General features: G+C 45.3%; 24 protein-coding genes and 1 pseudogene. 13 read left to right on the plus strand and 12 right to left on the minus strand.

The features are described 5' to 3' along the window. Positions 1–4: 4 nt before the first annotated feature. Positions 5–889 carry a permease gene (locus MHH82_RS38615; RefSeq protein ID WP_072175269.1) on the minus strand — a complete coding sequence of 295 codons (885 nt, stop codon included), beginning with the start codon at positions 887–889 and terminating at the stop codon, positions 5–7. A 99-nt stretch (positions 890–988) separates the two neighbouring features. After that, positions 989–1,843 (minus strand): alpha/beta fold hydrolase, encoded by an 855-nt coding sequence (locus MHH82_RS38620; protein ID WP_072175234.1) that lies wholly within the window; start codon positions 1,841–1,843, stop codon positions 989–991. 160 nt (positions 1,844–2,003) lie between these two features. Between MHH82_RS38620 and ffoR the strand changes: the two genes are divergently transcribed. Then, on the plus strand, positions 2,004–3,014 hold the full coding sequence (gene ffoR, locus MHH82_RS38625; RefSeq protein WP_015715217.1) for a ferredoxin--NADP(+) reductase: 1,011 nt from the start codon (positions 2,004–2,006) through the stop codon (positions 3,012–3,014). A gap of 31 nt (positions 3,015–3,045) precedes the next feature. Here the strand turns inward: ffoR and cobA are convergent, their stop codons facing one another. The 5 genes from cobA to nasB all read right to left on the minus strand — a co-directional run bounded on the left by cobA (position 3,046) and on the right by nasB (position 11,902). After that, positions 3,046–4,497, minus strand: coding sequence for a uroporphyrinogen-III C-methyltransferase (cobA, locus tag MHH82_RS38630; protein ID WP_072175233.1), 1,452 nt, complete (start codon positions 4,495–4,497; stop codon positions 3,046–3,048). 60 nt (positions 4,498–4,557) lie between these two features. Next, positions 4,558–4,878: a nitrite reductase small subunit NirD gene (gene nirD, locus MHH82_RS38635; RefSeq protein ID WP_003246252.1), complete on the minus strand. Its 321-nt coding sequence runs from the start codon at positions 4,876–4,878 to the stop codon at positions 4,558–4,560. A 31-nt stretch (positions 4,879–4,909) separates the two neighbouring features. Beyond that, on the minus strand, positions 4,910–7,327 hold the full coding sequence (gene nasD / locus MHH82_RS38640) for an NADPH-nitrite reductase (RefSeq protein WP_049140227.1): 2,418 nt from the start codon (positions 7,325–7,327) through the stop codon (positions 4,910–4,912). A gap of 120 nt (positions 7,328–7,447) precedes the next feature. Next, on the minus strand, positions 7,448–9,580 hold the full coding sequence (gene nasC / locus MHH82_RS38645) for an assimilatory nitrate reductase catalytic subunit NasC (protein WP_064672022.1): 2,133 nt from the start codon (positions 9,578–9,580) through the stop codon (positions 7,448–7,450). Between the two features lie 6 nt (positions 9,581–9,586). Further along, positions 9,587–11,902: an assimilatory nitrate reductase electron transfer subunit NasB gene (gene nasB / locus MHH82_RS38650; protein ID WP_049140220.1), complete on the minus strand. Its 2,316-nt coding sequence runs from the start codon at positions 11,900–11,902 to the stop codon at positions 9,587–9,589. Positions 11,903–12,081: 179 nt separating this feature from the next. Here nasB and MHH82_RS38655 point away from each other — a divergent pair, with 179 nt between their 5' ends. The 5 genes and pseudogenes from MHH82_RS38655 (at position 12,082) to zinU (ending at position 16,525) form a co-directional block, all read left to right on the plus strand. Next, the gene (locus tag MHH82_RS38655; RefSeq protein WP_015252853.1) at positions 12,082–13,287 is read left to right on the plus strand and encodes an MFS transporter; all 1,206 of its coding nucleotides are present in this window, start codon (positions 12,082–12,084) and stop codon (positions 13,285–13,287) included. Positions 13,288–13,403: 116 nt separating this feature from the next. Further along, positions 13,404–14,318 carry a GTP cyclohydrolase FolE2 gene (gene folE2, locus MHH82_RS38660; RefSeq protein WP_072175232.1) on the plus strand — a complete coding sequence of 305 codons (915 nt, stop codon included), beginning with the start codon at positions 13,404–13,406 and terminating at the stop codon, positions 14,316–14,318. Then, positions 14,315–14,899, plus strand: coding sequence for a L,D-transpeptidase (locus MHH82_RS38665; protein WP_049140217.1), 585 nt, complete (start codon positions 14,315–14,317; stop codon positions 14,897–14,899). Before folE2 ends, MHH82_RS38665 begins: the two co-directional genes overlap by 4 nt. Before the next feature lie 230 nt (positions 14,900–15,129). Next, positions 15,130–15,304 (plus strand): annotated as a pseudogene (locus MHH82_RS38670) (hypothetical protein). Between the two features lie 27 nt (positions 15,305–15,331). After that, positions 15,332–16,525, plus strand: coding sequence for a zinc metallochaperone ZinU (gene zinU, locus MHH82_RS38675; protein WP_033883103.1), 1,194 nt, complete (start codon positions 15,332–15,334; stop codon positions 16,523–16,525). A gap of 48 nt (positions 16,526–16,573) precedes the next feature. Here the strand turns inward: zinU and MHH82_RS38680 are convergent, their stop codons facing one another. Together MHH82_RS38680 and MHH82_RS38685 are read right to left on the minus strand one after the other, a co-directional pair. Then, positions 16,574–17,254 carry an amino acid ABC transporter permease gene (locus MHH82_RS38680; RefSeq protein ID WP_003234624.1) on the minus strand — a complete coding sequence of 227 codons (681 nt, stop codon included), beginning with the start codon at positions 17,252–17,254 and terminating at the stop codon, positions 16,574–16,576. A 9-nt stretch (positions 17,255–17,263) separates the two neighbouring features. Continuing rightward, positions 17,264–18,127 (minus strand): transporter substrate-binding domain-containing protein, encoded by an 864-nt coding sequence (locus MHH82_RS38685; RefSeq protein ID WP_072173917.1) that lies wholly within the window; start codon positions 18,125–18,127, stop codon positions 17,264–17,266. A gap of 161 nt (positions 18,128–18,288) precedes the next feature. On the opposite strand from MHH82_RS38685, the gene MHH82_RS38690 reads away from it, so the two are divergent. From MHH82_RS38690 to bglC, 7 genes are all read left to right on the plus strand, one after another. Then, a complete protein-coding gene (locus MHH82_RS38690) occupies positions 18,289–18,486 on the plus strand; it encodes a hypothetical protein (RefSeq protein WP_139026565.1) in 198 nt (65 codons plus the stop codon). A 19-nt stretch (positions 18,487–18,505) separates the two neighbouring features. Further along, on the plus strand, positions 18,506–18,961 hold the full coding sequence (locus MHH82_RS38695) for an RDD family protein (RefSeq protein ID WP_049140212.1): 456 nt from the start codon (positions 18,506–18,508) through the stop codon (positions 18,959–18,961). Between the two features lie 80 nt (positions 18,962–19,041). Beyond that, positions 19,042–19,374 carry a YckD family protein gene (locus tag MHH82_RS38700; protein ID WP_032724908.1) on the plus strand — a complete coding sequence of 111 codons (333 nt, stop codon included), beginning with the start codon at positions 19,042–19,044 and terminating at the stop codon, positions 19,372–19,374. A gap of 127 nt (positions 19,375–19,501) precedes the next feature. Continuing rightward, positions 19,502–19,924 carry a MarR family winged helix-turn-helix transcriptional regulator gene (locus tag MHH82_RS38705; protein WP_170939093.1) on the plus strand — a complete coding sequence of 141 codons (423 nt, stop codon included), beginning with the start codon at positions 19,502–19,504 and terminating at the stop codon, positions 19,922–19,924. After that, positions 19,912–20,253 carry a DUF3147 family protein gene (locus tag MHH82_RS38710; protein ID WP_032724911.1) on the plus strand — a complete coding sequence of 114 codons (342 nt, stop codon included), beginning with the start codon at positions 19,912–19,914 and terminating at the stop codon, positions 20,251–20,253. Before MHH82_RS38705 ends, MHH82_RS38710 begins: the two co-directional genes overlap by 13 nt. Before the next feature lie 18 nt (positions 20,254–20,271). Then, positions 20,272–21,000 (plus strand): AAA family ATPase, encoded by a 729-nt coding sequence (locus MHH82_RS38715; protein ID WP_021481826.1) that lies wholly within the window; start codon positions 20,272–20,274, stop codon positions 20,998–21,000. A 72-nt stretch (positions 21,001–21,072) separates the two neighbouring features. Next, the gene (gene bglC / locus MHH82_RS38720) at positions 21,073–22,506 is read left to right on the plus strand and encodes a 6-phospho-beta-glucosidase (RefSeq protein ID WP_072175231.1); all 1,434 of its coding nucleotides are present in this window, start codon (positions 21,073–21,075) and stop codon (positions 22,504–22,506) included. A 36-nt stretch (positions 22,507–22,542) separates the two neighbouring features. Here the strand turns inward: bglC and nin are convergent, their stop codons facing one another. From nin to tlpC, 3 genes are all read right to left on the minus strand, one after another. Continuing rightward, the gene (nin, locus tag MHH82_RS38725) at positions 22,543–22,941 is read right to left on the minus strand and encodes a DNA-entry nuclease inhibitor (RefSeq protein WP_021481824.1); all 399 of its coding nucleotides are present in this window, start codon (positions 22,939–22,941) and stop codon (positions 22,543–22,545) included. 26 nt (positions 22,942–22,967) lie between these two features. Continuing rightward, positions 22,968–23,417, minus strand: a complete 450-nt coding sequence (nucA, locus tag MHH82_RS38730; protein WP_014475770.1) for a DNA-entry nuclease — start codon at positions 23,415–23,417, stop codon at positions 22,968–22,970. A gap of 167 nt (positions 23,418–23,584) precedes the next feature. Then, positions 23,585–25,306, minus strand: coding sequence for a methyl-accepting chemotaxis protein TlpC (gene tlpC / locus MHH82_RS38735; RefSeq protein ID WP_021481821.1), 1,722 nt, complete (start codon positions 25,304–25,306; stop codon positions 23,585–23,587). Positions 25,307–25,346: the final 40 nt, after the last annotated feature.

Genomic DNA, 25,346 nt, shown 5'->3' on the forward strand with positions numbered 1-25,346 from the left:
CCAATCACCCCTTTACCAGTAGTGATCCCGCTAAAACAATCACGACAATGTATGTAATCAGCAGGAAAACAAATCGTTTTTTGAAGGCCGCAAGCATCATCAATAGATTCTTAATATCCACCATTGCGCCAAAGACGAGAAAGGCGATTAACGATCCTAATGAAAATGTGCTGCTGAAGGAAGACGCGATGAACGCATCAACTTCTGAACAAAGCGACAGGACAAACGCCAGACCCATCATCACGAGGGAAGAGGATACATCATTCTGCCCGATCGCAAGCAGAGTGGATGTTTTGACATACGTCTGCATAGCGGCTGCGATAAAGGCGCCGAGGATTAAATATTTCCCCACGGAGAAAAATTCATCAATGGCATGCCGCAAGGTCCCGCCCAGTTTTTGGAGCAAGGTGCCGTGATGATGATGGTGGTGCCCGGGTTCATCAGGCTTTAAAAGCTGGTTATCTTTAAATTGATAGGATAAAATGACCCCGATGATCAGCGAAACGGCGAGAGCCAGTCCGCCTCTGTAAAAGACCACGCTCCATCTATTCCCGAACGCAATATAAGTAGAAAATAAAACGATAGGATTAATGATAGGCGCGGTCAGCATGAAAGCAACGCCCGCATGCAGAGGAACTCCCTTTAACAGAAGCCGCCTCGTAATCGGGATGATGCCGCATTCGCAGGCGGGAAATAAAACGCCGGCCAGCGCACCGAATAAAACGGCGAGAAAACGGTTTTTCGGCATGATTCTTGCAATCATTTCTTCAGAAACAAACATTTGAATGATTCCGGAAAGTATGACGCCAATCAGAATAAACGGAATGGCTTCTATTAAAATGCTGATAAAAATAGAATTCAGCTGAAGAAAAGATGATTGTGCTGTCACAATAAAACCTCCGCTCATGTTAAGCTGCCTTTCTTATGATACCAGAAAAAAAGGCACTGCTTGTTTGACGGAGGAGGGGAAAGGATCGTTTCACTTTGGTTAGGATTCCAAAAAACCGAGTAGGATACTGTCTGTTTCTGCAGCTTCTTTTCCGAGCCAAATCAGGTGTCCCCATGAGTGAAGCAAACAGAGAACAGCGCCACGAATGTGCTCTTTTGCATGATGTGCATGTGACAAGTCAACCAATCCATCATAAACACTTTGCATAATCAGCACGGGACATATGATGGCTTGCAGGTCTTTTAAAGAGACAGCGGCGGTTTGTGACAAGTCAATCAGAAATCCTTCACCCGAGCGCTGCCGGCTGTTCATTTTCCGAAATGCTTCTATGTCTTTTTCATTCATCAAGAACTTGATTCGCTGAAACGGAAGCGTGCTGAATTGGGGGCTCATAGCTCGAAACATCAAACGCGGGAAAGCGTTATTCAAGGAAGAAATCAGCTTCCATATCCACTTTTCCACCGGCGGGCGGAAGAGAATTCTCCCCAATTTATATTCAGTGTCTTTTGGGGTGAGCCACTCTTTGGTGACCGCGGATTGCAGGGTCAATGTATTTACTCTTTCCGGATAATGTGAGGCAAAGCATATGCCGCTCGGCCCTCCTGCTGAGATGGCGATCACATGGACACTGTCGATTTGTAAATGATCTAATAATTTCACATAGAAACGGCAGGCGTTGGCAAGACTTTTTCCAATTTCTTTTGACGTTCGTCCATAGCCGGGCCTTGAAGGCGTAATGATGGAATACCCTTGCTCAATCAACGCTGTGTATCCGAATTCCTCGTAACAATTTGAATGCCCGCCATGCATGACAAGGATGGGGGCACCCTTTCCAGCCACTGAATATTCTAGTGTATGTCCTTCGAAGGTGATCGTTTCGACTCGTCTTTTCATCTGTTACTCCCATTTGTTTTTTGCCTATTATAGGGTTTTCAGCAATTGATCACAAGGTGAAGAAATGAATAAACACAGGCTCGTGAAATATGATATACTTTGTATTGATATTCATTCTCAATTAAAACTTTGATATAGATGTGAACGGGAGGCAGGACGGATGGCTGAGAATCAAGAGGTATATGACGTTACGATTATAGGCGGGGGGCCGATTGGGCTGTTTACTGCTTTTTACTGCGGGATGCGGGAGCTGAAAACAAAGGTAATCGAATTTTTGCCGAAGCTCGGAGGGAAGGTGTCTTTATTCTTTCCTGAGAAAATCATTCGCGATATCGGCGGCATACCGGGGATTGCGGGAAAGCAGCTGATCGAGCAGCTGAAGGAGCAGGCGGCAACGTTTGATCCTGATATCGTATTGAATCAGCGTGTGACCGGGTTTGAACGCCTGGATGACGGCACCATTGTTCTGACGGGTTCTGAAGGCGAAAAGCACTATACAAGAACTGTGATTTTGGCTTGCGGCATGGGTACACTTGAGGTCAATGAGTTTGACAGCGAGGATGCGGCCCGATATGCGGGCAAAAATCTTCATTACGGAGTGGAGAAGCTCGATGCGTTTAAAGATAAGCGCGTGGTGATATCAGGCGGCGGAGATACTGCGGTCGATTGGGCTAATGAGCTTGAACCGATTGCGGCGTCTGTGACTGTCGTTCATCGGCGTGAGGAATTCGGCGGAATGGAAAGCAGCGTGACGAAAATGAAGCAATCATCGGTGCGGGTGCTTACGCCTTATCGTCTGGAGCAGCTGAGCGGCAATGAGGAGCGCATCCAAAAAGTGACGATTTGCCATACGGAGACTGGCCAGAGGGAAGACATAGAAATTGATGAGCTGATCATTAATCATGGGTTCAAAATTGATCTCGGGCCGATGAAGGAGTGGGGACTGGAGATTGAAGAAGGCAGGGTGAAAGCTGACAGACATATGCGAACGAATCTTCCGGGCGTGTTTGTGGCGGGCGACGCGGCTTTTTATGAAAGCAAGCTGAGATTAATTGCCGGCGGTTTTACCGAAGGCCCGACAGCAGTCAACAGCGCTAAGGCTTATTTGGATCCTAAGGCCGAGAATATGGCGATGTATTCAACCCATCACAAAAAATTGGTACATAAATAAAACAGCCCTTGGGGGAAAGGGCTGCCAGCCATCAGCTGTGAAGGAGCTTTTTTTGCGTCTGTTGATTCTGAATGAAAGCTAGCAATTCATCCTGTTCTTGTACGGCTGTGAATCCATAAGCCCCGGCAGCTGAGTCATCGCCTATACAGACGATAGGAGGCCTGCTTGCTGACAATTCCGGCGAAATGCCAATTTGTTCGCCACCATTGATCAATTGCTGAACGGACAGCTTGTTCGGGCAAATGACCATGTGCAGAGGGGATTCACTGATGGTACGCTGAATCATGTGGGTGAACCGGTCATCTATGACGTTTTCATGAGTGATATAAAACGAACAGGATTCATGCTTTTGCATGAATTCCACTGCATGGCGGCTCCCGACAACAAGACATTTCTCTGAATCAGGCTGAATGGCGGTGACAAGAAACCCCCGTTTTTCAAGCTCCGTCTTTGCTTGTTCAGATGCTGTACTCAGTTTGGCTGTCAGCTGGCGGATGTCGATTTTCTGAGAAGCCAGTGCTCTGAAAAATTCACAAACTGCCCGGCGCGATGTGAAAAAAACGTCTTCAAAGGTGCCAATCTTTCGAAGAATGTCTTCATTGACAGGCATGTTTTCGGTCCGCCATTTCGGCCACTCGATGAGATCGGCGCCGGAATCGCGCAGCTTGTCTGCAAGCGGGTCTTCATCTTCGCCATGAGTCACAACCATCAAATGCCGTCCGATGAGCGGTTTGCTTTCAAACCAGCTGTGTGTTTGAAAGTTGACGATGTCTCCGATGACGATAATCGCAGGGTTTGTAATCTGGTGTTCCTGCACTTTTTGCTGAATGTTCTCAAGTGTTCCTTTCACACTCCGCTGGCGGCCCCACGTTCCCCATTGGATGACAATGACAGGGACAGAAGGCGATTTCCCGTATGAAATAAGCTGCTGGCAAATATAAGACAAGTTCTTGACACCCATGTAAAAAACAAGGGTTTGAACGCTTCGGGCCAGCCCTTCCCAGTCAAGGTTCGGCGTGCCTTTTAATGATTTATCATGCGCTGTAATCATGGCAAAAGACGATGCGAAATCCCGATGCGTGACGGGGATGCCCGCATATAGCGGCGCTGCAATTCCAGAGGTGATTCCCGGCACCATTTCATAGCGAATGCCGTGCTCATGAAGAGCATCTGCTTCCTCGCCGACTCTGCCGAATACGCTCGGATCTCCGCCCTTCAAGCGAACGACGGTTAACCCATTTAATGCTTTTTCAACCAGCAGGGCGTTAATTTCTTTTTGTTTCATAAAATGGCGGTTTGGCAGTTTTCCGCAATAAATAAACTGGCAGTCCGGTGATGCAAATTCGAGCAGCTTCGGGTTGGCGAGCCGGTCATATAAAATCACATCTGCTTCCTCGAGCGCCTGTTTTCCTTTGATGGTGAGCAGGCCTGGGTCGCCGGGTCCGGCTCCCACGAAATATACGATTCCGTTCTTCATGATCATGTCATCCTTCCGTCACTGTAAAAAATGAAGGACCACTAGAAAAGTGATCCGGTCTTTTGATCAATATACGAGATAAACATGTTCTCCTTCGATCAGCGTTTCATATGTTTTGACGCATCCGTGGTCAGGTTCTTGGACGATTCCGTCTTCTAAGGAAATTTTCCAGTCGTGCATCGGGCAGAAAACATATTGACCGCTGACGATGCCTTCTGCCAGGACGCCGCCCTTATGCGGACAGCGGTTTTCGATGGCGCGGATGCTTCCGTCTGAAAGCTTGAAAACCGCGAGCTCCTTATCTTCAATATACACTGTTTTGCCTAATTGTTCAGGCAATTCTTCAATTTTTCCGATACATACTTTTGTTACGTCTTTGTTTACCATGCCCATTCCTCCTCAATGATTGTTTTTGTCATTATGATGTGGTCACGACATTTTCAAATAATTCTTTCGAGGTTTGTTTATCCTCTAAAAAGTCTTTCCACGGATCCTTGTGGACAGAGAGTGTTTCATTCATTCGGTCGTTCAGCTCCTGCCGCTTTTCCGGATCGTTTAACACGGATTGGACATGGGATAAACCGACGCGCTCAAGCCATGCGGACGTACGCTCCAGATAGTTTGCGGTTTCCCTGTAATATTGCAGGTAAGCGCCTGCGTATTCTAAGACTTCTTCATTTGTTTTCACCTTCATCAGCAAATCGCCGGCACGCAAGTGGGTTCCGCCGTTTCCACCGACATAAAGCTCCCAGCCTCCGTCGATGCCGACAACGCCAAGGTCCTTAATGCCGGATTCCGCACAGTTTCGCGGGCAGGCAGACACGGCCATTTTGACTTTGTGCGGCGTGTTCAGCCCTTCGAATTTTTTCTCAAGCGCAATGCCCAGTGCCATGGAGTCTTGTGTGCCGAAGCGGCAGAATTGCTCGCCTACACAAGTTTTCACTGTGCGGAGTGTTTTTCCGTACGCGTAGCCCGACGGCATATCAAGATCTTCCCATACCTTCGGAAGGTCTTCTTTTTTCACGCCGATAAGATCAATTCGCTGGCCGCCTGTCATTTTCACGAGCGGGATCTCATATTTGTCAACGACATCGGCGATCTTGCGCAAATCTGTGGAGTTGGTCACGCCGCCGTACATCCGAGGAACGACTGAGTATGTTCCGTCTTTTTGAATATTGGCGTGCATTCGTTCATTAACAAAGCGGGATGTCCGGTCATCCTCGTATTTGGTTGGATTGATCATGCCTAAGTAGTAGTTCAGAGCGGGCCGGCATTTGGAACAGCCTTCTGGCGTTTTCCAGCCGAGCACATTCATGACTTCTCTTGTATGTGACAGCCCTTTGGCTTTGATTTCTTCTACGACTTCATCTCTCGACAATGTGGTGCAGCCGCAAATGGATTCTTTTTGCGCTGACGCATCAAAGTCTGATCCGAGCGTATGCTGGAGGATTTCTTCTACGAGTGGCTTACAGCCTCCGCATGAGCGGGATGCGCCGGTGCATGCTTTGATCTCGTCCGTTGACGAGCAGCCCTTTTCCTGTATGGCTTGAATAATCGCACCTTTTGACACGCCGTTACAGCCGCAGATGATTTCATCGTCGCTCATCGCTGCGGTTATGCTTGTGCCTGCTTGTTGGTCGAGAGGCTGTAAGATTGATATTTTTGAGGTTTCAGAGATATCGGCTTCTTTTTGAATCATAGAAAACAGGCGGTTGCCTTCGCTGCTGTCGCCGAATAAAACAGCACCGACTATTTGATTGCCTCTCAGGACGATTTTTTTATAGATGCCGTCCTGCTCATCGAAGACTTTAATCGCTTTTTTCTCTTCTGATTCGTTAAAGTCACCGGCAGAGAAAACCTCGACGCCTGATACCTTTAACTGTGTGGAGAGAACGGAGCCCTCATACGGTTTTGTTTCGATGCCGCAAATATGCTTCGCCAGCACTTTAGCCTGTTCATAGAGCGGTGCCACAAGCCCGTAGGCGATACCTCGGTGCTCGGCACATTCGCCGACCGCGTAAATGTGCGGGATTTCAGTCTGCATATAATCGTTGACGATGATGCCGCGGTTAACCGGAATGCCGCTCTCGGCGCCGAGTGTTGTATTCGGACGGATGCCGACAGCCATGACGACTAAATCGGCTTCAATGCTTGTGCCATCTTTGAAGCGAAGGCCTTCGACACGGTCATCACCGACAATTTCTTCTGTTTGCTTTTCAAGTAAAAAGGTCATACCTTGTTTTTCTAACTCGTTTTGCAGCAGGCGTCCTGCCGTTGCATCAAGCTGGCGCTCCATCAGGAATGGGGCAAGGTGGATGACGGACACATCCATGCCAAGATTCAGCAGTCCGCGAGCTGCTTCCAAACCAAGAAGTCCTCCGCCGATGACGGCAGCTTTTTTATATTGTTTTGACGCGGCGAGCATTGTGTCTGTATCTTTTATGTCCCGGAAAGCTGTGACGCCTTTTTTGTCTGCGCCCGGAATCGGAAGGATAAAAGGGACCGAGCCTGTCGCCAGGATCAATTCATCGTAAGGCTGGATTCTGTCTGCATCTGTGATGACTGTTTTGTTTTCCGTGTCCACTTTGATGACTGTTTCATTTGTATACAATTGAATGTTGTTTTCTTCGTACCAGTCCCAATCGTTTAACGTAATATCTTTAATATCTGTATCGCCTTGAAGCACTTTTGACAAAAGGATTCGGTTGTAATTGGGATGCGGTTCGGCACCGAAAATTGTGATCTGAAACTCGTCTTTAGCAACACTCAGTATCTCTTCAATGGCCCTTACCCCGGCCATTCCATTACCAACAAGAACTAGCTGTTTTTTTCCCATCAGATGATCCGCTCCTTATCAATGTTTTTTCCAGCGTAGCACAGCAAAAAGGAATATTTAAGATACATGTTATAAAATGTAACAAAATATACGAAAAGTTCTAAAAATTTTATGAAAAATTTAAATAGGTCTGATTCGGACGGCGCATACCTTAAAACCGGGCATTTTACAGGCTGGATCTAAGGCTTCCCCGATTAAATCATTCACATTTTGAGCGTCTGCCCAATGGATGGGAACAAAAACAGTATCTTTTCTGATTTGTTCTGATAATTTGCTGCGGACGGTGATGCTTCCCCGCGGCGATTCTATTTTTACCAGTACACGGTCCTCGATATTGTAGGTCGCTGCTGTTTGCGGATGGATTTCCATAAACGATTCAAAATGTCTCGCGGCAAGGGCGGCGCTTTTTCTTGTTTGGACGCCTGTTAAGTAGTGAGACATGACTCTGCCTGTCGTTAAATAAAGCGGATAATCGGCTGTCGGCTTCTCTTTTGGAACAGGTGGTTCGTTTGGAATCACACTTAATGCCGCTTTTTGATCCGGATGAGCAAATGATTCTGTAAACAAGCGCCCAGTTCCGGGATGATCAGATTCCGGACACGGCCAATGAATGCCGCCTTCACGTCTGAGCCTGCCGTATGAGATGCCTGAATAATCGGCAATCCCGCCTCGGCTCGCTTCTCTCAATTCATTAAAAATATCCTCCGCTGACGTATAAGAAAAGTAGCGGCCCTTGCCGAGAGCGGATGCGAGATCACAAATGATCTGCCAATCATGCTTTGCTTCGCCGGGGCATGGCCGGCTTGCTTCTCTTAATGTCACGCGTCCTTCTACATTTGTCATGGTGCCTTCATCTTCTAAGTAAGAGGAGGCAGGTAAAATCACATCTGCGTATTTCGCAGTCTCAGAAATAAACAAATCGATTGCAACAAAGAATGTCAGTTTCCTTAAAGCCTTTTTCACGAGATTCGCATTTGGGCTGGAGACAGCAGGATTGGAGCACATGAGGAACAATCCTTTGATGTCGCCGTCGTTGATTTTTTCCATCATTTCATAGGCTGAGACACCTTTTCGCGGCAGATCATCCTGATGGATTCCCCACACTTTCGCAACATGTGCCCGGTGTTGTTCGTTTTCAATAGATCGATAGCCCGGAAGCTGATCGGCTTTTTGGCCATGCTCTCTTGCACCTTGCCCGTTGCCTTGTCCGGTGATCGCCCCGTAACCTGAGTAAGGCTTGCCGATTTTTCCTGTGATCAGCACCATGTTTAAGAAGCCTTTCACAGCCGCTGTTCCATCGGTTTGCTGTTCAATCCCGCGGGCTGTAAACAGCATGCCGGACGTTTCCTTGGCAAACTTTACAGCCGCTTTTCTTATATCCACCAGGGGGACACTCGTCTGTTCGGCGATGTCATTCAGGTCCAACGAGTCAGTATACTGCTTCAGCTCTTCGAATCCATTTGTTCGTGATTGAATGAAATCCTCGTTTATAAGCTGTTCGTCGATGATGATTTTGACGAGACCGTTGGCAAGAGCGGCGTCTGTGCCGGGTTTGATTTTCAAATGAAGATCGGCGATTTTTGTTGTCGCTGTTTCACGCGGATCAATGGCAATGATGTAAGCTCCGTTTTCTTTCGCTTTTTCAAAATATGGCATAATCGTAGGCTGGCACTCCGCGATATTGGTGCCGGCCAGAATGATCACACGGGTGTGGGGAATGTCTGATAAGGGATTCGTTAAGCCTCTGTCCGCGCCGAATGTTTGGTTGGCTGCGGTTGCTGCGGCGGACATACAAAGCCTCCCGTTGTAGTCGATGTATTTTGTCTGTAAGCCCACCCGTGCGAATTTCCCTAACAAATACGCCTCTTCATTTGTAATCGAGGCGCTTCCGTATACCGCCATAGCGTCATGGCCGTGTTCTACTTGGATCATTGTCACTTGGTCTTTAATGTAATTCAGTGCTTCTTCCCAGGAAACAGGCATAAACTCGCCGTTTTTCTTCAGCAGCGGCCGGGTGATGCGGGAGGAGTTCAGGGCATGCTGGTGGGCGTTCATGCCCTTCATGCATAGCCGACCCTGTGTTGTAGGATTATCAATCCCGATCGCAGTGTACTTTTTGCGCGTGACGATGGTTTGTTCCACGAGCTGCATTTTGCACTGCATGCTGCAAAACGGGCATTGAGTGTCATATGTTTTTTCTGATTGGACGTCTTGCTGTTTATCACGGAAATATCTAAGCAGTCGTTCAGTCAAAATGCCTCATCCTTTCTTATATGCACCCGTCTCTACAGTCGGGTTTTGAATCAGTGACAGATCTGTTTGGAGGCTTTCCAGCAGCTGGGCCCTTAGGTCTTCTTCGAATAGCACTTCTCTGATATGAACGATCCCGAGACGGTCTATCCACTGATGAACACCTTCTAAGTAATGAGCCGTTTCCCGATAATACTGGATCAGTCCTTTGATCATGCCGGCAGTGCTGTCTTCGTTCTCAGTCACGCAAAACAAAGCTCCTGAACGGGCATGAGTTCCCCGGACGCCGCCGATGTGAATGTCCCAGCCAGCTTGTGTCCGAATTGCGCCGACATCTTGCAGGGCGGCATCGGTGCAGTCTGTTTCACATGATAAGCTGATAGAAATGGGAGCGGGTAAGGGAAGCATCTCAAGTTGTCTTTCGATTTGGGCTGCCAGCTGCTGAATTGATCGATTTTGCCCGCATGTACATGCTTTGATGCTTTGCAGCGCGTGTCGGTGTTCATTAGTGTAAACGGGCATCTTCAGGTCTTTTTTTATGTTCGGGAGATCCGCAGGCTTGATCCCGGAAAGCTTCAGCCTTTGGCCGTGAGTGATGGATACGTCGGGAATGCTGTATGCCTCAATGATGTTGGCGATGGTTCTTAGCTGCTCCGCGTTTGTCCGCCCGCCGTACATTTGCGGAATCAGGATGCATGTCTCTTCAGTGGCTGGCTCAGGCTGGACAAACCCGGGGTACAGCATTTCCAGATAGTATTGAATCGCAGGAACACAAGTACTGCATCCTTTTTTTGTTCTCCAGTCAAGCTGGTCCATCACTTCTGCCGGATTAGTGAATGGCCTGCGCTGAAGCTCAGCGATGATGTCGTCTTCTGTAAAATCAGTACAGCTGCAAAACGAAGGTGTGCCGGCGGGCTTCGTATATTCGCTGTTGGTCATGTATCTCAAAAGGTCTTCAACGAGCGGTTTGCATCCTCCGCAGGACCCAGTGGCTTTGGTGCAGTGCTTGACTTCCTCAACAGTTGTTAAGCTATTCGTGTGCACCGCGTCTTCAATCGCGCCTTTCGTCACTGTGTTGCATTGGCAAATCGTTTCACTGGAAGGCATGGATTCTAATAAAGGGCCGCTTGTCTCCGGTTCGATGATCTGCTTTTTGACAATGGAGATGTCTCGTTGTTTAAGCAGGCTGTCGAGAAGCCGCTGCTTGTCACGAGTGTCTCCGAATAAAATAACACCGGCCAGTTTGTCATCTACAAAAAGCGCTTTTTTATAAACGCCTGCTTGTTCGTCGTAGATTTTGATGCTCGTCGTGCGTTCATCCTCTTGGATCTTTCCTGCTGACCACACATCGATTCCAGCTATTTTTAAAGCCGCAGATGGTGCTGAGCCTTGATATTCCTCACATGGAACGCCGCAAATATGACTGGCGAGAGCTTTTCCCTGCTCATAAAGCGGTGCCACCAATCCGTACACCGTCCCGTTATGTTCGGCGCATTCACCAACGGCGTAGATATTCGGTTCGCTTGTCTGCATGAAGTCATTCACGATGATCCCGCGGTTCACTTTGATTCCAGCGGATACAGCTAATTCAATATTCGGTCTGACGCCGGCCGCCATCACAATCAAGTCTGCTTTTAATGAAGAGCCATCTTTAAAATGGATTCGGTCTGCCTTGGTGGCGCCGGAAATGGAGACGGTGTCTTTCTCCAGAAGAAAGGTTAGGCCTTTTTGTTCCAGCTCTGTTTGCAGCAGCCGCGCCGCTGTTTGATCGAGCTGTTTTTGCATGATGCCGGCGGAGTGGTGAATGACGCTGACATCCATACCGAGATGCTGTAAACCGACTGCAGCTTCCAGTCCTAATAAGCCGGCTCCGATTACCGCAGCCTTTTGAAAGTGCTGAGCCATCTTCATCAGCGCTTGGCAGTCTTCTATTGTCCGAAATCCATAGACACCTTTTTTGTCTGCCCCGGGGATAGGGAGAATATGAGGGGAGGAGCCTGTTGCCACAATGAATTTGTCATAAGACAGGATGCGCTTGCGATCCGTTATGACCTGCTGCTGATCTGTATCAATCTGAATAACCGTTTCGCCTGTGTAAAGCGTGATCCCGTGCTTGTCGTACCAATCCTTGCTGTTCAGTGTAATATCATCGAGTGACGCTTCACCCTGCAATACAGAGGATAAGAGAATGCGATTGTAATTGGGATGCGGCTCGGTTCCGAAAATGACAATCTCAAACATGTGATGATTCAGCTTTAATACTTCTTCAATACAGCGGATTCCGGCCATGCCGTTTCCCGCTAACACCAATCTTTGTTTCTTCATGTATCAGACCTCCTTTGGCGAAGCTCGTAAGTTTTCTCCTATTAAAAATTATGTCACAATGCACTGTTAACGCATTAAACGTGTCACAAAAACTTACACATGTCTTTTCCAGAAAATAATGGTCCTATATCCTTGATTCAGAAAATGTAAAATAATGAGGGTCTAGAAAGGGGAATCTTATGAAGCTGTCGGAACTGAAAACTAGCGGTCATCCACTCACTTTGCTCTGTTCCTTTTTATACTTTGATGTCAGTTTTATGATATGGGTTATGCTAGGGGCGCTGGGTGTTTATATTTCTCAGGATTTTGGCCTGTCTCCTTTTGAGAAAGGGCTTGTCGTAGCTGTGCCGATTTTATCTGGATCAGTGTTTCGTATCATTCTTGGTATTTTAACGGACAGAATCGGACCGAAAAAAACGGCAGTGATCGGGATGCTGGTGACGATGATTCCGCTGCTTTGGGGGACATTCGGCGGCCGTTCCCTGACTGAGCTGTATGCCATCGGGATTCTGCTTGGCGTGGCGGGGGCAAGCTTTGCTGTAGCGCTGCCTATGGCCAGCCGCTGGTATCCGCCTCATTTGCAGGGACTTGCGATGGGGATTGCCGGAGCGGGGAACAGCGGCACGTTGTTTGCAACCCTGTTTGGCCCTCGTCTGGCAGAGCAGTTCGGCTGGCACATTGTCATGGGAATTGCGCTAATTCCATTATTGATCGTCTTTATTCTTTTTGTATCCATGGCAAAGGATTCTCCTGCACAGCCGGCTCCGCAGCCGCTCAAAAGCTATCTGCATGTGTTCGGGCAAAAGGAAACATGGTTTTTCTGCCTGCTGTACAGCGTCACATTTGGCGGATTTGTCGGGCTCTCAAGCTTTTTATCTATTTTCTTTGTTGATCAATACCAGCTGTCAAAAATTCACGCGGGCGACTTCGTTACATTATGTGTAGCGGCGGGGAGCTTTTTCCGGCCTGTCGGGGGCTTGATTTCGGATCGTGTCGGCGGCACGAAAGTTCTTTCTGTACTGTTTGTCATCGTGGCACTGTGTATGGCCGGAGTCAGCAGCCTGCCATCTCTCTCAATGGTTATTGTTCTATTGTTTGTCGGAATGATGGGGCTCGGAATGGGTAACGGCGCAGTATTCCAGCTCGTGCCGCAGCGTTTTCGCAAAGAAATTGGCATGGTGACGGGAATCGTCGGTGCGGCCGGAGGAATCGGAGGGTTTTTCCTGCCGAACATCTTAGGATCTCTCAAACAGATGACAGGCACATATGCTATCGGTTTTATCACGTTTTCCTGTATCGCGCTGCTGGCGTTTGCACTTGTGCTTGCCGCAGGCTATTACTGGCGGAAAAGCTGGAGCGCGGAAAGCAGTCCGGCGGATGTTTAGGATTTTGACGGACACGCGTTTGTGCGTGTCTTTTTTATTTTCTCTTGATTTTCAACAGTGAACCGATCAAAATAAATAGTAATTATTACGATTTGTTAGCGAGAGGAGTTTTCTGAATGAATCAACATACGCTGCTCCCGAAAAAAACGGAGCGTCTTCAATACTTTGGATCGGTCAGTCCGATCAAAGGCGAGAAACCAGTGGAAAAAGAGAAAATGAAGGACCTGCAAAATATCAGGAAGGATTATTTTTTTGACATTCAGCATGTAGGTGTCGCTAATGTGTCCCATCCAGTGACAATCACTTCTGCCATGATGCCTGCCGAGCAAACAACGGCTGCGAACTTTACAATGACTTGTAATTTGCCGAGAAATCAGAAGGGGATTAATATGAGCCGGTTAACAGAGCTGCTGCAAGTCTATCATCAAAACGGCTGGGTTCTCTCATTTTCCTCTCTTCAGCAATTTACGAAAGAGCTTGCAGAAAACATGGACATATCATCTGCCACAGTTGAAGTGAGGTTTCCGTGGTTTTTCGAACGGAAAAGCCCGAAGCTTGAGAAAGCGGGTTTGATGCATGCTGATATATTCATGTCTGTCACCTATCGCAAAGATCAGCCGTTTAAACAGCGTGCCGGCATCTCAGCAAAAGTAACGACTCTGTGCCCTTGCTCCAAGGAAATCAGCGAATATAGTGCCCATAATCAGAGGGGAACGGTCAGCGTTTGGGCGGATATTCATCCGGCCGCATCGCTGCCAAGTGATGTTAAAGCTGATTTGCTTCACGCCGCAGAATCAAATGCTTCTGCGAGACTGCATCCGGTATTGAAGCGGCCTGATGAAAAAGCCGTGACAGAAACGGCCTATGAAAATCCGAGGTTTGTTGAGGATCTCGCTCGGCTGATTGCTGCAGATTTGTTTGAGCTTGAATGGGTGTCAGCCTTTGAGATTGAATGCCGCAATGAAGAATCGATCCATCCCCACGATGCCTATGCGAAGCTGTGTTTTTCGAAGGAAGTGGATAAAATATGAAACTCTCATTATTCATTGTTGCAGTTCTTATGCCAGTCAGCCTGCTGTCAGCCTGCTCCGATCATGCAGAAGAACACGCAAGTATCAATTTAAAGAAAACGGTCGAAAACATAACGGACGTTCGAAAAACAGCAAAAACAAGCATTGATTGGACGAAGCCTTCGGGCGGAGAATATCCGGATATTAAACAGAAGCATGTCTGGATTGATGTGAATGTGAAGGAGCAGAAGGCTTACATCAAGGAAGGAAGCAACACCATCTATACAATGATGATCTCTTCTGGTCTTGATCAAACAAAAGATGATGCTACTCCAAAGGGCACCTTTTATGTAGAGCCTGAACGGGGAGAATGGTTTTTTTCCGAAGGATACCGGGAAGGCGCAGAATACTGGGTATCATGGAAAAATCACGGTGAATTTCTATTTCATAGTGTGCCAATGACAAAGGATCAAAAAGTCATCAAAACGGAAGCAGAAAAACTAGGAACAAAAGCATCTCACGGTTGTATCAGGCTGACCATTCCAGATGCGAAATGGATATATGAAAATATCCCTGAACATACAAAAGTGGTGATCAGCTGAATTGAAAACCGTTGACAAAAAGGAAAAAAGACCATACAATTTAAATCGTAACAATTACGTTTTGAGATAAATGGCTTATCATTGTCTGTATCTGTGAAAAGCGGAAAGGCTAAGGATCTTGCTGTCATTGATCCCCATGAAGCGTCTCTTGAAAACTGGAGACGATACACAAGCCGCATTCTGATGAGATATTTGCGCTCTCCATCGGTTCAGCATTTCAAGTAGAGCAATTGCTTTATGCAAGCTGCTGTTTTCCGATTGTCGGCAAGGATTTGCGGTGGGGAAAAAGGATTAAACGCGGTTGGAGCCTTTACTGATTTAGAAATCGGGTGGCAGCGAGAAATGAGCGCGAAAAGCTGCTCTACACTATTGTACATACGGCGAAGTATTCAATTTAAATCGTAATCATTCTATTTTAATGGAGGCACTATTATGAAAAAAATTCCGGTTACCGTACTGAGCGGTTATCTAGGTGCGGGAAAAACAACATTGCTGAACAGCATTCTGCAAAATCGCGAAGGCTTGAAAATAGCGGTTATCGTAAACGATATGAGCGAGGTGAACATTGACGCGGGCTTGGTCAAGCAGGAAGGGGGCCTTTCCAGAACAGATGAAAAGCTTGTGGAAATGTCAAACGGCTGCATTTGCTGCACGCTTCGCGAAGACTTATTAATTGAAGTTGAGAAGCTGGCAAAAGACGGACGGTTTGATTATATCGTCATCGAATCAACAGGAATCAGCGAACCGATCCCGGTGGCCCAGACTTTCTCTTATATCGATGAAGAGATGGGAATCGATCTTACAAAATTTTGTCAGCTGGATACGATGGTGACAGTGGTTGATGCCAACCGTTTTTGGCATGATTATCAGTCAGGTGAAAGCCTTCTGGACCGCAAAGAAGCATTGGGGGAAGAGGATGAAAGAGAAATCGCCGACCTCTTGATCGATCAAATTGAGTTTTGCGATGTACTGATCTTAAATAAATGTGATTTGGTCAGCGAGCAAGAGCTCGAACAGCTTGAAAACGTTCTTCGTAAACTGCAGCCAAGAGCCAGGTTCATTCGTTCCGTCAAAGGAAATGTAAAACCGCAAGAGATTTTGCATACAGGGTTATTTAACTTCGAGGAAGCGAGCGGATCGGCCGGCTGGATTCAAGAGCTGACGGCAGGCCATGCGGAACACACCCCGGAAACAGAAGAATACGGTATCTCTTCATTTGTATATAAGAGACGTTTGCCGTTTCATTCTACACGATTTTACCGTTGGCTGGATCAAATGCCAAAGAACGTGGTACGTGCCAAAGGAATCGTCTGGTGCGCATCTCATAACAACCTTGCTTTGCTGATGTCGCAAGCAGGTCCGTCGGTTACGATTGAGCCTGTATCTTATTGGGTGGCGGCGTTGCCGAAGCTTGAGCAGGAGCAAGTCAAGCAGCAGGAGCCGGAAATCCTGGAGGAGTGGGACCCGGAGTTCGGCGACCGCCTAACACAGCTAGTTTTTATCGGAACTGACCTGGATGAAGAAACGATTACGAAAGAGCTTGATCAATGCCTGCTGACTGAATATGAATTTGATTCCGACTGGTCGCTGTTTGAGGACCCGTTTAAATGGAAGCTGAATCAATAGAAAAAAAGCCGTCCCCTGGGGAGCGGCTTTTTTTAATGAAACGTTTGTTTAAACATAATGAGCGTATTTTTTCTCAAGGATATTCTGAAAGACCGCGGCAATGGAGCAGATGGCCCAATAAATGAGAGCGGTCAGAATATACATGGTCATATAATCAAACTCTCTGCCCCCGATGATTTTCGCATGCTGGAGCAATTCCGGCACTGTAATCATCGCAGCGAGAGAGGACGCCTTGATTAAGTCGAGCAATACATTGGCAAGCGGAGGCAGCGCAATACGTATCGATTGCGGCAAAATGATGCCCCTCATCGTCTGCCAATAGGAAAGACCCAGCGAGGATGCGGCTTCCCACTGTCCTTTTTCGACGGATGAAATGGCTGAACGGTTAATTTCCGCAATGTAGGCGGCGCTGTTTAGGCTAAAGCCGATTAAAGCAGCCGTGACAGCGGAAAATTCAATGCCGATATAAGGAAACCCGAAATAAAGGATAAACAAAATCACCAAAATCGGAACGCCCCGCATAAATGAGATATAGAGCTTCGCCGGCCATCTTAACAAAGCAAGCTTTGACATTCTGGCGAGTGATATGAACAGGCCGATCACAGTTCCCGCAAACATGCTTACAAAAGAGATGAGCAGTGTATACCCAATGCCTTTTATGACATAAGGGAACGATTCAATAGCCAGCTTCGTGTTGAAAATATATTCCCATTGAATGCTATTGATCATGGCGTCCGATTACAAATCAACGTCCTGAACGTCGGCATCAATTTTTTTTGATACATCTGCTTTATTGAAGAATTGTTTCGACAGTTTAGTCAAAGAGCCATCCTTGCTCATCTCTTTCAATGTTTCGTTCATCTTTTTCTGAAGTGCCGCATTGCTTTTTTTCATGACAAGGGCCTGTTTGTTCGGCATGTACTTGATGTCAGGATGAATTGTAATGTTGAGATCCGGGAATGCCGCGAGCGCAAGTGTCTGCAGGTAATAGTCGTTTAAAATGACGTCAGTGCGTCCGTTGGCAACATCTTTTAAATATTGCTCATTCGTCGCATTATCATAAATCACTTCTTTGGCGCCGTATTTTCTCGCGACCTCCATGTAGACGGTTGTAGCCGCGCCAGCCGCTTTCTTCCCTTTTAAATCCTTAAGCGTTTTAATCCCTGATAAATCGTCTTTTCGGACAATTGCCGTACCGTATGAATATTTATATGGAGTAGAAAATGCGAACTTCTTCTCGCGGTCCTTCGTCACATCGATGTCATTCGCGGCTGCGTCAACCTGTCCGCTGTTCACCGCTGTCAGCATCCCGTCAATGCCCATCTCCTTGAACTCAACCTTCAGTCCCAGGCGTTTTGCCGCTTCACGAACGACTTCAACCTCGTAGCCCGTCAGCTTATCGGAGCCAGAGTCGGTATCATGATAAGAAGTGGGATAAAGCGTACCTGATGTAGCGACTACGATTTTCCCTTTGTCCTTGATTTGCTCCCAGCCTGTATCCTTGGAATCGGCTTCATTTTTGCCGGAACAGGCTGCCAATATAAGAAAGAAAGCCATTGTGAAACTGAATATAACGGCTTTGGAATGCATGAATGATTTCAACTATAGTTCCCCCAATCTGTTAATCAACTAAAAAGATAGCATTGAACATAAGGGGTTGCAATATGTTGATGACGTTTTCAAAAAGTTCGAATTGTGTATACAAAAAGCATAGGTGGGTGTTTAAAAGCGTCTATGAAGGGAAGAGGTGATGAAAAAAGGAGTTGTCCAAGGATGAATGCCAGACGTACCAAGGAAACACATGTGGACGTGATGGATGCAGAAGATCAGTTATTCCTCTATGCCAATACCGTAAGAAAAGGTCAAGAAGCATGAAATCGATCTTCAGAATAAATTTAAGTCTTGCTGATGCCCCTAAGGCATATGATATATTCGATGAGAAAGAAAATGGAAACATTTAAACCATAATGGGGGAGTCAAATGAACATTTACAAACCAGCCGGATTTTGGATCAGACTTGGAGCTGCATTGTTAGACTACATTATAGTCTCCGTGCCTCTTTTGCTGATCTATTGGCTGATTACAGGAAAAGACCCGAATGACAGCATGTTCATCAGTTTGGTTGTTCTGCTGTACTCTATTTTGCTGCCGGTGTTTTGGCGCGGCTACCTTATCGGAAAAAGAATCTGCGGAATCAGAATCGTAAAAAAAGACGGATCACAAGTCAGCTTGTTAACAATGTTTTTACGGGTTATGGTAGCCGGCCTGGTTTACGTTATAACCTTCGGACTCGGCTTGATCGCCAGCCTGATTCTGATTGCCGTACGAGAAGACAAACGGACCCTGCATGATTTAATCGCGGGAACGTATGTCACTTATGCGACGCCAGGTGAAGAAGAACTTAATGCTGACGAAGAGATTAGAAAGAGCGAATAATGGTTCGCTCTTTTTAGTTTTATGCATAAAAAATACAAGGCAGCAAAACATATGAAAAATAGATTGGAGGAATAAACTGGATGAAACGAATAACCATCAACATCATCACAATGTTCATTGCAGCGGCTGTCATTTCTCTGACCGGTACAGCTGAGGCCGTTGAAAAACAGCAGCAGCCTCCCGCAAATGTTACACTGACAGATCAGCAAAAGAAAGAGATTGAACAACTGGAAGCAGAGATTCTTAAAAAGCGCAAAGACGTGATCTCAAAGTATGTACAATATGGTGTCCTGCCTAAAGAAAGAGGAGAACACATCAAAAATCACTTGGACAAACACTTTGAAATGATGAAACAAAACGGCTTTGTTCCAAAGCACCATCCTCATCCGCATAAATTTGAAAAAAGACATTAAAATGGTAAGCATCCAATGGGAATTGGGTGCTTTTTTATTGTTAAAAGTTACTGAATGAATTTTCCAAAAAAATATATCGCTTTAGTTGATTATATCTTATAATAAGATGTAAATGGGGTGTATAATGATGGAAATGGATTTAATCTCTAAACTTAATCAGCAGTGGACAGATATTTATTATTTATTACATTATCAACATAAAGATAATATTTCTCACCAGGCAATACGGATTATGCAGCATATTGAAAAGCAAGGTGAGGCGACAATAGGAGCTTTGGCTGAATACTTGTCTGTCTCTCACAATACAGCGTCAGAGCATACTAAACGTTTGATTCAAAAGGGATTTATAGCTAAACGGCGAAGTCAACAGGATGAACGAAAAGTTTTAGTTTTCTTAACACAAGAAGGAAGATCTGTTCTTGAACAGCATACACAGCTAGATAAAGAGAAATTAAAAGAAATAATTGAACGAATGAGCACATCAGAAAAGAAATTACTTGAACAGGCATTTGAACTTTTAAGTAGGGAAGCTAAACAATGGCAGTTTTAAGTAAAGTAATCATCTCTGCGTTGATTATCGGTTTTGTTACTGAAATATCAAAAAGACATCCGACCTATGGCGGCATCATTGCTGCTTTGCCCTTGGTCAGTTTATTAAGCCTTTTTTGGATGCAAATACAAGGTGAAAAAACAGCTCAATTAAGTCAATTTGCATCTGGTGTGCTTACAGGAATCCCAGCTACAGTTTGTTTACTAGCTATTTTGGCTTTTTTGCTGAAAATTCATGTGCCGTTTTGGTTTGCATTATGTGTTGGAATACTAGGATGGGCTATGTTTTTATGGATGCAGAAGATCTTTCTCAATATATTATTTAACTGAGTATAGAAAGGAGATGCTATGTTTTTAAAAAAGGTTACTCTTCTTCGAGATAAGATTTTGGACTTTGACAGATTTCCTTTTACTATCCCGGCTATAAGTCAATTAAATGACATCTTATTTACTAGCCAAGTGACTTTTTTTGTGGGGGAAAATGGATCTGGAAAATCTACTTTGCTTGAAGCGATAGCAGATAAGTGTGAATTCAATACAGCGGGCGGAAGCCGAAATAATGTCTATGAATTACGGGAGTCAGATTCCCATTTAGGAGATTATATACGTTTATCTTGGCTTCCAAAGGTAACAAATGGCTTCTTCTTAAGGGCTGAATCGTTTTATCATCTTTCTCTTCATCTGGATGAGATGGAACTAGATGCTCCTCAGCCATACCGTTCCTATGGAGGGAGGCCGCTACACAATCAATCACATGGAGAGTCCTTTATGTCTCTATTCCGTCATCGTTTTAAAGAGAAAGCGATTTACCTTTTAGATGAGCCAGAAGCAGCACTTTCTCCAGCTAGACAATTAGCTTTTTTGAGAGTTATACATGATTTGGTGAAGGGCGGAAATGTACAGATGATCATTGCGACTCACTCCCCAATCCTACTGGGCTATCCCAATGCTAATATTTTAAGCTTTGATGGTGGAAGAATACATCATATTGAATATGAGAATACAGAGCATGTTCAATTAACACGATATTTTCTTGGACAAAGAGAAAAAATATTAGCTGAGCTGTTCCGCGACTAACATCGAGTTGATCTGAAACGCGTTTCATAGCCTATGATAGGTTTATCAAATAATTCAGGAGTGATAAACACTATGATCCACCAGCATCCAGAATCTTTTCCGAAACATTTTTTGTGGGGCTCTGCTTCTGCAGCGTACCAGATTGAAGGCGCTTGGAATGAAGATGGCAAAGGCCCTTCTGTTTGGGATGTGTTTACGAAAATACCGGGCAAAACGTTTAAAGGAACCAATGGCGACATTGCGGTTGACCATTATCACCGATTTAAAGAAGATGTCGCTCTGATGGCTGAGATGGGGTTAAAAGCGTATCGATTTTCCGTCAGCTGGCCACGGATTTTTCCAAAAGGAAAAGGAGAGATCAATGAAGCAGGTCTAGCGTTTTACGATAGACTGATTGATGAATTGCTTTCTCATCACATCGAGCCGGTTCTGACTTTATATCACTGGGATTTGCCTCAAGCGCTTATGGACGAATACGGCGGGTTTGAATCCAGAAACATCATAGAGGATTTTAATCACTACTGTATTACTCTTTATAAACGTTTTGGAGACAGGGTGAAATATTGGGTTACGTTAAACGAACAGAACTACAATTTTAATCACGGATTTATTACAGCCATGCATCCGCCTGGAGTGAAAGACAGAAAACGATTTTACGAAGCAAACCATATTGCGTTTCTGGCTAATGCAAAAGCCATCGAATCATTTAGAGAATATGTGCCTGAAGGCAAAATAGGTCCTAGCTTTGCTTATTCTCCGGCTTACCCTTTATCAAGCCATCCAGAGGATATACTGGCATTTGAAAACGCCGAAGAATTTACGAACAATTGGTGGCTTGACATGTATTGCTGGGGAACCTACCCGCAAATTCCATTCCGCTACTTGGAAAAACAGGGATGGGCGCCGACAATTGAAGCAGGAGATATGGACCTGCTCGCCAAAGGGAAGCCTGATTTTGTAGGTGTCAATTATTATCAGACGATCACCTATGAACGAAATCCGCTTGATGGTGTGTCAGAAGGGAAAATGAATACGACAGGCCAAAAAGGAACCAATCAGGAGACGGGGATACCCGGAGTGTTCAAAACGAAAAAAAATCCGCATCTGACAACGAGCAACTGGGATTGGACAATTGACCCAATTGGGCTGCGTATCGGTCTTCGCCGAATTACAAGCCGCTATCAGCTTCCAGTGTTTATAACAGAGAACGGTTTGGGTGAATTTGATAAAGTTGAAGACGGCACTGTACAGGATGATTATCGAATTGATTATTTGCGTTCGCATCTTGAGCAATGCAGACAAGCCATCAGTGACGGTGTCGATTTAATCGGCTATTGCAGCTGGTCGTTTACTGATCTGTTAAGCTGGCTGAACGGCTACCAAAAAAGATACGGATTTGTATATGTCAATCGTGATGAAGAAAGCACATCCGATTTAAAACGCTTGAAGAAAAAAAGCTTTTATTGGTATCAAGATGTCATCAAGACAAACGGAGAAAGTTTATAAAGAGTCCCTGAGAGTTATTCTCTCAGGGGTTTTTCATTACACAGAAACAGCATCAATAATATAAGTGTCGGCGTGCAAATCTGACATTTCAGCCGGCACAGTCCAGCATGTCAATTGATAGTCTCCTTTAGGCAGATCAAAGGACAGTCTTTTAGACATGATGCTTTCAATATGAATTCCGTTTTCTGTGACATGAAAAGGAACAGTCACTTTTTTTTCGTAGGAGTTTACTGTTTCTGAACTGTTCAGGCGCAAAAGAATAAAGGCCTTTGTATTTCGCTGTGCCTCAAAGGAAATGGCTCCGTCTGCCGCAGCATATCCTTTTTCAATCGCTTCGTCAGTCCAATCCATTACAGGAGGTGTAGAATCCTTTTGAAATACAGTAAATTGATGATATGAAATCGAAAGTTCTTGCGGCTTCCATGATTTGATCAATGTGCTGTTCCTCCTCTATGTACTGTTTACTGAATTGTGAATAAAACCTTTGTGCCATCTGGGTAATCGGTAAGCTGATGCCCGACCCAAGAGCCTGCTCCGCGGTTGTCAGCGGGAGAAATGTATTCTACAGAAGCTCCCTCACCGCCTTCTTTGCACATGGCCATTGGCCATTCATCTCTGTCATACCCCTTTTTGGAAGGTACGTCCTTTAATGATTGCTCGCGGCGTTCCTCAGCTCCGTCTCTGTCGATAGTGCACACCTCTGAGTGCCCCTCATTTATCGCATCCTTAATATGCTTGGCCGTTTCGGGATAACGGTCAGAAGGGAAGGCGATTGTTTCATCATATTCTTTCGTTTGAGACGTTTTTTGATCAGCTGAGAAAAAGTCTCCTTTTATCAGGCCGACAGCTGCAGCTGCTATGATGACGATGACGAGAAGTATTGTTTTTATGATGTCCGTCGTGATGTTCACCTCCCGCTTTTAAAACTGACACAAGAGTAATCCAGAAAGCATTTGGTGTAAAGGTTTAAATTTTATGTTTTACGCTCAGTTTATTGCAGAAATCGTAATTTTAGCAGATCGAAATATTTGTTTTCAGCAAAATACGATTGCCAATTTACAATAATGATAGTAAGTCATCAGCCGTTTTCGGCTTGATTAATCATTTTAAATTGGCTTATGATACCGGTAAGCTCCTCAGCTAATTGAGAAAGTGTTTCAGAAGCTGCGGTAATCTCCTCCATTGCAGCAAATTGCTCCTCTGTTAATGCAGCCGCTTGCCGGGTATTTTTAGTAGATTCTTTAATGTCGGCCGTATTGGCTGCAAAGGAATCATTTATTTGATGTGCACTGGCTGAAATGTTTGTTACAGATGCTGATAAATCACTAATCTCGGCGCTGATTTCACCTGTTGCAGCTGCAATTTCCTTAAATGCATCTCTGGTGCGCTGGATCATGGTGACTCCTTCTGCAGCTTCTGTTTTCACATGCTCAACAGATCTTGCAGACCGGTTCATATCCTTTTGTATTTCTATGATCAGTTTTGAAATCTGCCCTGCAGATTGTTGAGACTCTTCTGCTAATTTCCGTACTTCATCAGCAACAACAGCAAAGCCTTTTCCTTGTTCACCGGCTCTGGCAGCTTCAATCGCTGCATTCAGCGCAAGCAGGTTTGTCTGATCGGCAATTTGGGTGATGACCGATAAAATTTGCTCAATTTGTTTAGAGCGGCCGTCTAACTGGTGTATGATTTCTCCGCTTTTCTGAATTGACTGGTGAATCGCATCCATTTGCGCCTGTACATTTGCAATTTCCTTTTGTCCAATGTCTGCTTTTGATTGCGCGAGCTGCCCTTTGTCAGCGATAGCGGCAGTATTTGCAGAAATATCCCGGATGTCTGCTGAAGCTTGTTTTAATGAGCTTTCACTGTTTTCAATTCGGGTGATCTGATCTTGGGCTCCATTTGCAATCTGCTGTACAGCTTCTGTGATTTTTTCTGAAGCTTGATTTGTTTCCTCTGCTCCGGCTGAGAGCTGCTGAGAGGCTGACGCAAGCTGAAGGGCTGATTGTTGTACGGTTTGTATGGTATCGTTCAGCTTCATTCTCATCTTATTATAATAGACGCTTAGTTCTGAAAGCTCGTCACCGGTTTTGTCTGACACCTCTATTGTCATATCTCCGTTTCCGGCACTTTCAAAGGCGCTTTTTAAAGCGTTCAGCCGCTTGTTGATTTTTCTGGTGAAAACCAAAACAAGGATGACTGATACTATAATGACGATAACAAGAACGATAGCGAATTGAGTGAAAAGTGATTGTGTAAGTGATGCTAAAATACTTTGATTAGCTCCGGTATACAGCATGCCGATGATGTTCCCATTTTGATCTTTTAACGGCATGTATGCAGTCTGATAAGAAGAACCTGCTACATCTGCTTGTCCGTAAAAACGCTTTCCTTTCTTTAAAACAGCGGCAATAACTTCAGAAGAAGCCTGGGTGCCGACAGCTCTTTCGCCATTCTTCATGACATTGGTTGCAACACGAGTATCGCCTTGGAAAATGGTAATGGTATCACCTGTTTTTTCACCAAGCAGATCAACAATATCTTCATTTCCATTGATTTGTGTTTGCCCTTTATAGAGCTTATTGTTTTTCACCTGCCAGTCGCCTGACATGACATCATCAATATATGTGCTGCTTAAAGCGAGATCACCTTTCGCTTTTTCAGTTGCCATTTGTTTCATGCTTTCTGTAATTTCTTTAAGCATCACAGTGCCAACTGATGCCGAAAACAAAAGAATCACCACGAAAACGAGGCAAAGAATTTTAGTTCCTAGCTTCATCTTAAATCGTTTTATCAACATAATTCCTCCTTTTATGATTTATAGGTCATATTACTTATCG

The sequence above is a fragment of the Bacillus sp. FSL K6-6540 genome (genome assembly GCF_038007545.1).